The following is a 6,463-nucleotide window of genomic DNA, read 5'->3' as shown; positions in this document are numbered from 1 at the left end:
TGGAACGCGGTCGCGTCCTGTGAGAGCACCAACGACTGGTCGGCGAACACCGGCAACGGTTTCTACGGCGGTCTGCAGTTCACCCCGTCCACCTGGGCCGCCTACGGCGGGACGGCGTACGCGGCCTCGGCCGACCAGGCCACCCAGGGCCAGCAGATCGCGGTGGCCGAGAACGTCCTGGCCTCCCAGGGCCCCGGCGCCTGGCCCGTCTGCGGCCCCCAGGCCGGCCTGACCGCAGGCGGCACCCCCGCCAGCACCGACACCACCAGCAACACCAGCACCCAGGACAGCACCACGTCCACCGACACCGCCGCCCCTGCCGCCACCACCCCGGTGACCACCGGCGGCGGTAGCTACACCGTGCAGGCCGGCGACACCCTCGGGGCCATCGCCGCCGCCCACGGCACCACCTGGCAGGACCTGTACGCCGCCAACCAGACCACCATCGGCGCCGACGCCGACACCATCTACCCCGGCCAGACCCTCACCATCGGCTAACCCCCGAACAACCACGACGGCGCGGCCCCAACCCAGGGGCGCCGCGCCGTCGTAGTGGTTCAGCCTTCAGCCCGGGAGGACGGCGGTGTGGGTGCCCGGGGCGAGGATCTCCTCCAGGACGACGCGTACCGCCTCGAAGGCCGCGGCGCGGGACTGCTGGGCCAGGGCCTGCAGCATGACGCCCTCCTGGACGTGCTCATCGACCAGGGCGTAGTTCTTGGCGGACTCCAACTGCGCCCAGTCGTGGGCTCGTTGGATCCGTGCCAGCAGCTCGCTGACGCTGATCTCGGCGGACGGACCGCCGTTGGGCGGCACGGGGACGGGCGTGGTCATAGGGTTTCGGCCTCTCGGATCCGGCGGTGCGATGCGTCCGCGTGACCCCATACGTACCCCGCAACGCGCACTTCAGCGCGCCTTCAGCACTCGACGCGCATCACGGCGCGCCGTGGGGTGGGTCTGCTGACCTCGGTGTAGCCGGCGTCGGCGAAGATGCCGTGGCTGCCGACGTAGAGCTCGCCCCAGCCGAACTTCTGCCCCGGCTGCGTGACGATCGGGTAGCCCTCGACGGCACGGGCGCCGCGCTTCCGCGCGAAGTCGACGGTAGCGGCTGCCAGCGCGCGGCTGACGCCGCGGTGCCGGAAGCCCTTGCGGGTGACGAAGCAGGTCACCGACCAGACGGCGTCGTCGGCCTTGTCCTCGGTACGTCCGGTCCACGGGACCCGGGCGCCCAGCAGGCGCAGATAGGCCGTGCGGGGTTGCACCGCGCACCAGCCGACGGGTTCTCCGTCGAGGTAGGCGACCAGCCCGCTCGTGGTCCGGGCCGCGGGGTCGTCGCAGGAGGTCTGTTCACGCAGCCGCCGGGCGCGTTCGTCGACCGGGACCCCGCGCCACTCGACGTCCCGGACCTTGAACCACTGGCACTGGCACATGGCCGCCTCGCCCCGCGCGCCGAAGACGGTCCGCAGGTCCTCCCAGGACGCCTCGTTCGCTGGCACGACAGAGATCGCATCACCCGCCATGGTGTTTCGCGGCACCGTCCTTCCCGGTTCGGTCGGCCGACTGACACCACCGAGCGAACCACAGCCACCCGCCTCCGCACGGCTTTCACACGCCGAGGCCCCCTGGCGACCAGCGACTCGTACGGTTCAGGCAAGCAGCTTGTCCATTCCGGCGAGAGCGGGGGAGCGGTGGCCGCCCCTAGCGTTCCGGGACCACAACGTCCCCATCGGCTCCAGTAGGCGGGTCCCTCGATGAACTGGCTCATTCACGACTGCCGTGAGGACGACCTCGCGGCGGTCGTCCATCTGATCGACAGCACCGCCGGGCTCGGGCAGGAGTCGGTGTTCTCGCTCGCCGAGTGCATCGCCGCGCTGACCTCCCGTCAACCCGCCGTGGTGGCGGTCAGTCAGGGGGTGCCGATCGGTGCGGCGCTGGCGCACCTGGCCGGGGACCGGGCCTGGGTGATGCGGATAGCGATCGCTCCGGGCCGCCGCGGACAGGGCCTGGCCAGCGCGCTGCTGCGGGAGCTGGAGCGCAGGCTGCTGGCGCAGCGGGTGCGCCGCATCGCCTATGTGCTGCCGGAGGAGGAACTGCTCGGCGAAGGGCTCAGCAACGCCGGCTACACCCGGCGCCCCGCGGTCGCCTACTTCGAGAAGGCGGAGCCGCCGACCGGGCCCGGGGCCAACCAGCTGGACGAACTGGGCGGCCGGTTGCTGCCGGGTGACCTGTGGGAGAAGGTCGCCGGCATGGAGGTGGAGAAGAACCTGATCGAGCGTCGGATCGTGATGCCGCTGGCCCACCCCGAGCGTGCCGCCCGGCACGGGGTCCGGCCGCCGCGTGCCATCGCCCTGTTCGGGCCGCCCGGCACCGGCAAGACCACCTTCGCACGCGCCGTCGCCTCACGTCTGGGCTGGCCCTTCGTCGAACTGCTGCCGTCCAGGCTCGCGGACGCGGGCAACCTCGCCGCCGCGCTGCGCACCGCCTTCGCCCGGATCGCCGAGCTGGAGCGGGTGCTCGTCTTCATCGACGAGGTCGAGGAGATCGCGCCGACCAGACGGGAGGGCGCGACCGGCGGGGCGCACGGGGTCACCAACGAGCTGCTCAAGCTGATCCCGGGCTTTCGCGAGGGCGAGGAACGGCTGCTGGTCTGCGCCACCAACTCGATCCGCTCGCTCGACCCGGCCTTTCTGCGCCCCGGCCGCTTCGACTACCTGATCCCGATCGGGACGCCGGACGCGGCGGCCAGGGCGGCCATCTGGTCCAGGTACGCCGCCGGCCGCTCCGATGTCGACACGGCCGCGCTGGTGGCCGCAAGCGAGCTGTTCACCCCGGCGGACATCGAGCACGCCGCCCGGACGGCCGCCCAGGCGGCGTTCGAACGGGATCTGACCCGCGACCCGTCCCACCCGGCAGAGGCAGCGGGCGCGACCACCGAGGACTACCTCGCGGCCATCGCCCACTGCCGGCCGACGGTGACCCCGGCGCTGGTGGACGCCTTCACCGCCGACATCGACTCCCACGCCCGGGTCTGAGCTGATCGTGCGTCACACCGGACGGGGTGCCCGGGCCAGCACGGAGTCCAGGATCTCGCCCGCTCGGACCGCGGTGGTGGAGAGCAGGGTGGAGCTGAGCCCGTGGGTGTGCTCGGTGCCGCCCTGCAGGTAGAGCCCGGCCTCGGCCGCCGTGGTGAGCTCGACCCGGTGGTCCCGGCCGACGCGGACGGCCTCGCCGTCCTCGTGCACGCACAGCTTCGCGGCCTCGCCGAGCAGCGGGCCGAGCTCCTGCGGCCGGTAGCCGGTGGCGTACACCAGCAGGTCGGCGCTGAGGACCTCGCGCTCGCCGGTGGGCAGGAACTCGACGGTCACGTCCAACTGCCCGCCCCGGTCGTCCACCTCGCGGATGCGGGAGACATTGAGCATCCGCAGGCGTTCGCGGCCCTGGACCTTCTCCCGGTACATGGTCGCGTACAGCGACTCGATCAGCTCCAGGTCGACCACCGAGTAGTTGGTGCTGCGGTGGTAGTCGTCCAGGGACTGCTTCACCGCTGGCGGCGCGTGGAAGTACAGGTCGACCGCCTCGGGGTCGAAGATCCGGTTGGCGAAGGGGCTGTCGTCCGCCGGGGTGTAGCCGTACTTGGCGAAGACGCCGCAGACCTCGGCCTCGGGGAAGCTGCGGTGCAGGTAGTCCACTGCCTCGGCGGCGCTCTGCCCGGCTCCCAGGACAAAGACCCGGCGCACCGGCACGGCTCGGTCCGATCCCGCCGCCGCGGCCAACTCGGCTACCCGTGGCAGCAGTTCGCTGGTGTGCCAGACCCGGTCCGAGCGGACCGCCCCGGGCGGGAGGTGGGGTTCCAGGCCGACCGCCACGCAGATGTTGCGGGCCCGGCGGACCAGGGTGCGGTCCGGCGCGGCCGGGTCGCGGCTGAGGACGTCGAACCAGCGGACCGTGCCGTCCTGGTCCGTCACCGGTTCCACGGCCAGCACCTCGGCCGCGTACTCGACCAGGTGGCCGACCCGGGCCGCGGCCCAGGCGAAGTAGTCGTGGAACTCGATGCGGAGCGGGAAGAGCGTCTTGGCGTTGAGGAAGTCCACCAGCCGGCCCTGCTCCCGCAGGTAGCACAGGAAGCTGAAGTCACTGGTGGGGTTGCGCATGGTGACCAGGTCCTTGAGGAAGGAGACCTGCATCGTCGCGTCGTCGATCAGCATGCCCCGGTGCCAGCCGAAGCCCTGCTGCCGTTCCAGGAAGCCCGCGCGGATCCGTCCTTCGGCCGGAGCGCTTGCGTTGTGCTCGTCGATGGCTATGGCCAGCGCCAGGTTTGACGGCCCGAAGCCGATCCCGAGGATGTCATAGATGGTGTCCGGCTCACTGGGCAGTGGGTTCACTGCGGCATCGCCTCCCTTTGCGTGCCACATGCTAGATAAGGTTAGCCTTACCTTGCAACCACGCCCTCCAAGGAGAGGATCCACCATGCGGGTCGTCACGTTCGGTTACCAGACCTGGGGCCATCGCACGCTCCAGGCGCTGCTCGGATCCGGCCACGAGGTGGTCCTGGCGGTCACCCATCCCAGGAGCGAGCACGCCTACGAGAAGATCTGGGACGACTCGGTCGCCGACCTCGCCGAGAAGCACGGGGTCCCGGTACTGCTGCGGAACCGTCCGGACGACCCCGAACTGCTGGCCGCGCTCAGGGAAGCGGCGCCGGACATCATCGTCGCCAACAACTGGCGCACGGTGCTGCCGCCGGAGGTCTTCGACCTGCCCCCGCACGGCACGCTCAATGTGCACGACTCGCTGCTGCCGGCCTACGCCGGGTTCTCGCCGCTGATCTGGGCCCTCATCAACGGCGAGCGGGAGGTCGGGCTGACCGCGCACCGGATGAACGCCGAACTGGACGCAGGCGACATCCTGCTGCAGCGGACGGTCCCGGTCGGACCCGCCGACACCGTGACCGACCTGTTCCACCGGACCGTCGACCTGATCGAGCCGATCGTGCGCGAGTCGCTCGACCTGATCGCCTCCGGCGAAGCTCGGTGGATCCGGCAGGACCGGAGCAGGGCCAGCTTCTTCCACAAGCGGTCGGTCGAGGACAGCCGGATCGACTGGAACTGGCCCGCGGAGGATCTGGACCGGCTGGTACGGGCCCAATCCGACCCCTACCCCAACGCTTTCACCTACCATCAGGGCCGCCGGCTGCGGATCATCGCGGCCGAGGTCTCACGGGCCTGCTACGGGGGCACGCCGGGCCGGATCTTCATCCGGGAGGGCGACGGCGTGGTCGTCGTCGCCGGCGCGGAGGCCAGGACCGGGCGGCTGCGCGGACTGTCCGTCACCCGGGTGCGGACCGAGGACGGCGCCGAGTACCCGGCCGCCGAGTACTTCCGCACCATGGGCGGCTACCTGACGGCCCGCGGGTGAGCGGGACGCTCGCGGTCGCCGAGGAGCCGGCGTCGCTGGAACACCTGCGCGGCGGCACCGTCGTGGTCAAGTACGGCGGCAGCGCGATGAACGACGACGGCCTCGGACGGGCCTTCGCCGAGGACGTGGTCGCGCTGCACCGGGCCGGGCTCCGGCCGGTGGTGGTGCACGGCGGTGGCCCGCAGATCGGCGCGCAGTTGGGTCGGCTGGGGCTGGAAGCCCGCTTTCTGCAGGGGCTGCGGGTCACCACCCCGGAGACCATGGACGTGGTGCGGATGGTGCTGGCCGGCAAGGTCCAGCGGGAGCTGGTCGGGCTGCTCAACCAGCACGGCCCGTACGCGGTCGGGCTGAGCGGGGAGGACGCGCACACGCTGACCGCCGTCAAGCGCTACGCCGAGGTCGGCGGGGAGCGGGTGGACATCGGCCTGGTCGGCGAGGTCACCCGGGTGAACGTCGCAGTGCTGGAACTGCTGCTGGACCACGGGCACATCCCGGTGGTCTCCTCCATCGGCCGGGGCGAGGACGGGCAGGTCTACAACGTCAACGCCGACACCGCGGCGGGCGCGGTGGCCGCGGCGCTCGGGGCGCGGATGCTGGTGGTGCTCACCGACGTGCCCGGCCTCTGCCGGGACTGGCCGCGCGGTGGGGAGGTCCTGGAGCGGGTCCGCGCCGCGGAGTTGGAACGGCTGCTGCCGGGGCTGACCGGCGGGATGGGCCCGAAGATGGAGGCGTGCCTGCGGGCCGTCCGCGGCGGCGTCGCGGCAGTCCGCGTCCTCGATGGACGCTCCCCCCACGCGCTCCTCGCCGGAGTGGCCGAGACGAACGGACCAACCCCAGGCACAACCGTCCTCCCGGACCCACCCGAGTAGCCCCTCCAGGGAGGTTGCCGACTCGCCAGGGCCCGGGGGGCAGGGGGCTCCGCCCCCGCCCCCCGGCCCTGGGCTGCGCCCGGCCCTGGGCTGCGCCCGGCCCTGGGCTGCGCCCGGCCCTGGGCTGCGCCCGGCCCTGGGCTGCGCCCGGCCCTGGGCTGCGCCCGGCCCTGGGCTGCGCC

At 72.3% G+C, this 6,463-nt stretch carries 7 protein-coding genes; 4 read left to right on the top strand and 3 right to left on the bottom strand.

Going from position 1 to position 6,463, the window contains the following annotated elements:
* The coding region (locus ACEZDG_RS37800) for a LysM peptidoglycan-binding domain-containing protein (RefSeq protein WP_380519502.1) at positions 1 to 498 on the top strand (498 nt) is incomplete at its 5' end.
* A 66-nt stretch (positions 499 to 564) separates the two neighbouring features.
* On the opposite strand, the gene ACEZDG_RS37795 is transcribed toward ACEZDG_RS37800, so the two are convergent.
* Both ACEZDG_RS37795 and ACEZDG_RS37790 read right to left on the bottom strand, forming a co-directional pair.
* Positions 565 to 831: a hypothetical protein gene (locus ACEZDG_RS37795; RefSeq protein WP_380519500.1), complete on the bottom strand. Its 267-nt coding sequence runs from the start codon at positions 829 to 831 to the stop codon at positions 565 to 567.
* Positions 832 to 914: 83 nt separating this feature from the next.
* Positions 915 to 1,493 carry a GNAT family N-acetyltransferase gene (locus ACEZDG_RS37790; RefSeq protein WP_380519498.1) on the bottom strand — a complete coding sequence of 193 codons (579 nt, stop codon included), beginning with the start codon at positions 1,491 to 1,493 and terminating at the stop codon, positions 915 to 917.
* A 255-nt stretch (positions 1,494 to 1,748) separates the two neighbouring features.
* Between ACEZDG_RS37790 and ACEZDG_RS37785 the strand changes: the two genes are divergently transcribed.
* Entirely contained in the window at positions 1,749 to 3,029 is a 1,281-nt protein-coding gene (locus ACEZDG_RS37785) for an ATP-binding protein (protein WP_380519496.1), read from the top strand.
* A gap of 12 nt (positions 3,030 to 3,041) precedes the next feature.
* Here ACEZDG_RS37785 and ACEZDG_RS37780 read toward each other — a convergent pair whose 3' ends face one another.
* Positions 3,042 to 4,409, bottom strand: coding sequence for a lysine N(6)-hydroxylase/L-ornithine N(5)-oxygenase family protein (locus tag ACEZDG_RS37780; RefSeq protein WP_380519494.1), 1,368 nt, complete (start codon positions 4,407 to 4,409; stop codon positions 3,042 to 3,044).
* Positions 4,410 to 4,464: 55 nt separating this feature from the next.
* Between ACEZDG_RS37780 and ACEZDG_RS37775 the strand changes: the two genes are divergently transcribed.
* Together ACEZDG_RS37775 and argB are read left to right on the top strand one after the other, a co-directional pair.
* Positions 4,465 to 5,412, top strand: a complete 948-nt coding sequence (locus ACEZDG_RS37775; protein ID WP_380519492.1) for a methionyl-tRNA formyltransferase — start codon at positions 4,465 to 4,467, stop codon at positions 5,410 to 5,412.
* Positions 5,409 to 6,281: an acetylglutamate kinase gene (gene argB / locus ACEZDG_RS37770; protein WP_380519490.1), complete on the top strand. Its 873-nt coding sequence runs from the start codon at positions 5,409 to 5,411 to the stop codon at positions 6,279 to 6,281. Before ACEZDG_RS37775 ends, argB begins: the two co-directional genes overlap by 4 nt.
* The last annotated feature ends 182 nt before the right edge of the window (positions 6,282 to 6,463 follow it).

The organism is Streptacidiphilus alkalitolerans, assembly GCF_042511045.1.
Taxonomy (GTDB): Bacteria; Actinomycetota; Actinomycetes; order Streptomycetales; family Streptomycetaceae; genus Streptacidiphilus; species Streptacidiphilus alkalitolerans.
This window is presented reverse-complemented; position numbering and strand designations above follow the sequence as displayed.